Below are 2,079 nucleotides of genomic sequence, written 5' to 3' on the forward strand. Positions count from 1 at the left end.
GACCTCGCCCGCACCGCGCACGCCGCTCCACTCCCCCGCGTTCACATACGTGAACTATTGTCCACCCTTTTGGACAAATGACCTCACGAAGTCTTCGGCGTTCTCTTCGAGTACGTCATCGATCTCGTCCAGAACCGAGTCGACATCGTCGCTCAGCTTCTCCTGGCGCTCCTTGAGGTCCTCGGAGGCCTGCGCGTCCTGCGCCTGCTCCTCGACCTCCTCCGTGGAGCGCGTCGCCTTCTGCTGTCCGCCGCCGGTGTCCTTGGTCGCCATATAGCTCACCCCGCTCGGTTCGAAGCACTTGATCAGACCCTACCCACGGGGTCCGACATTGGCCCGGTAGTTGTCTCAACGTCCGGGGGTCATCCCGATGTTTCCCCGATCGCGGCCCTTTCAGCCGCCCGACAGCACCTGGACCAGCTCTTCCGCCGTGCGGCAGCGGTCCAGGAGCTCCTTGACGTGATTACGGGTGCCCCGGAGCGGTTCCAGGGTGGGCACCCGCTGCAGCGAGTCATGGCCCGGCAGATCGAAGATGACCGAGTCCCAGGAGGCCGCGGCCACGTCGTCGGCGTACTGCTCCAGGCAGCGGCCGCGGAAGTAGGCCCTGGTGTCCTCCGGAGGTCCCGTACGGGCCTTCTCGACGTCACGGTCGTCCAGCAGGCGCTTCATCTTGCCGCGGGCCGCCAGACGGTTGTACAGGCCCTTCTCGGCCCGCACGTCGGCGTACTGGAGATCCACGAGGTGCAGCCGCGCCGCGTCCCAGTCAAGATTGTCACGGCGGCGGTAGCCCTCCATGAGTTCCCGCTTGGCGATCCAGTCGAGCTCGCCGGACAGGCTCATCGGATCGTTCTCCAGCCGGTTGAGGGTGTCCTCCCAGCGGACCAGGACGTCCTTTGTCTGCTCGTCGGCGTCCACCCCGTACCGCTCCTCGACGTACTTGCGGCCCAGCTCGAAGTACTCCATCTGTAGCTGTACCGCGGTGAGCGTGCGCCCGCTGCGCAGCGTGATCAGGTGCTGCAGCGTCGGGTCGTGGGAGACGTGGTGCAGCGTGCGCACCGGCTGGTCGACCGCGAGATCGACGTTGATGAAGCCGTCCTCGATCATGGAGAGGACCAGGGCGGTGGTGCCGAGCTTGAGGTAGGTGGAGATCTCCGAGAGGTTCGCGTCGCCGATGATCACATGGAGCCGGCGGTACTTCTCCGCGTCGGAGTGCGGTTCGTCGCGAGTGTTGATGATGGGGCGCTTGAGGGTGGTCTCCAGGCCGACCTCCACCTCGAAGTAGTCGGCACGCTGACTGATCTGGAAGCCGTGCTCGTGGCCGTCCTGGCCGATTCCCACGCGTCCGGCGCCGGTGACCACCTGGCGGGAGACGAAGAACGGGGTCAGATGGCGCACGATGTCGGAGAAGGGGGTTTCCCGCTTCATCAGGTAGTTCTCGTGCGTGCCGTACGAGGCGCCCTTGTTGTCGGTGTTGTTCTTGTAGAGGTGGATCGGCTGGGCGCCGGGCAGCTGGGCCGCGCGCTCGGCCGCTTCGGCCATGATGCGTTCGCCGGCCTTGTCCCAGAGGACCGCGTCCCGCGGATTGGTGACCTCCGGGGAGCTGTATTCGGGGTGCGCGTGGTCGACGTAGAGGCGGGCCCCATTGGTGAGGATGACGTTGGCGAGGCCGATGTCCTCGTCGGTGAGCTGGCTGGAGTCCGCGGTCTCGCGGGCGAGGTCGAAACCTCGCGCGTCCCGCAGCGGGTTCTCCTCCTCGAAGTCCCAGCGGGCGCGGCGCGCCCGGTGCATCGCCGCCGCGTAGGCGTTGACGATCTGGGACGAGGTGAGCATGGCATTGGCGTTGGGGTGGCCGGGGACGGAGATCCCGTACTCCGTCTCGATGCCCATTACTCGCCGTACGGTCATGCGGCCCTCCTTGCCCGGCGGCGCTCCCTTGAGGGGCGGCGCTCAAGTACCGCTGCTTGTCGGTGCGCGTGCGCTGCCCGTCCACGCACTGCGCGACCGGGCGGTACGCAAGAGCCTAGAGCGCCTCTGTGCTGGTGGGGAGATCAATTACGTCATTGCTGCGGTGTCGTGCGA

At 66.6% G+C, this 2,079-nt stretch carries 2 protein-coding genes; both read right to left on the reverse strand.

The genetic code is table 11. The features are described from left to right. Window positions 1–54: 54 nt before the first annotated feature. Window positions 55–273, reverse strand: a complete 219-nt coding sequence (locus tag ACFU8Q_RS41155) for a ubiquitin-like protein Pup (RefSeq protein ID WP_016325855.1) — start codon at window positions 271–273, stop codon at window positions 55–57. Between the two features lie 120 nt (window positions 274–393). Continuing rightward, complete coding sequence (dop, locus tag ACFU8Q_RS41160; protein ID WP_384465251.1) at window positions 394–1,905, reverse strand: depupylase/deamidase Dop; 1,512 nt, start codon at window positions 1,903–1,905, stop codon at window positions 394–396. Between the last annotated feature and the right edge of the window lie 174 nt (window positions 1,906–2,079).

This window comes from Streptomyces sp. NPDC057543 (genome assembly GCF_042801895.1).
Taxonomy (GTDB): Bacteria; Actinomycetota; Actinomycetes; order Streptomycetales; family Streptomycetaceae; genus Streptomyces.

Coding starts and splice junctions, on each gene's coding strand:
- ACFU8Q_RS41155 (WP_016325855.1), bottom strand. CDS start 273: ATGGCGACCAAGGACACCGGCGGCGGACAGCAGAAGGCGACGCGCTCC.
- dop (WP_384465251.1), bottom strand. CDS start 1,905: ATGACCGTACGGCGAGTAATGGGCATCGAGACGGAGTACGGGATCTCC.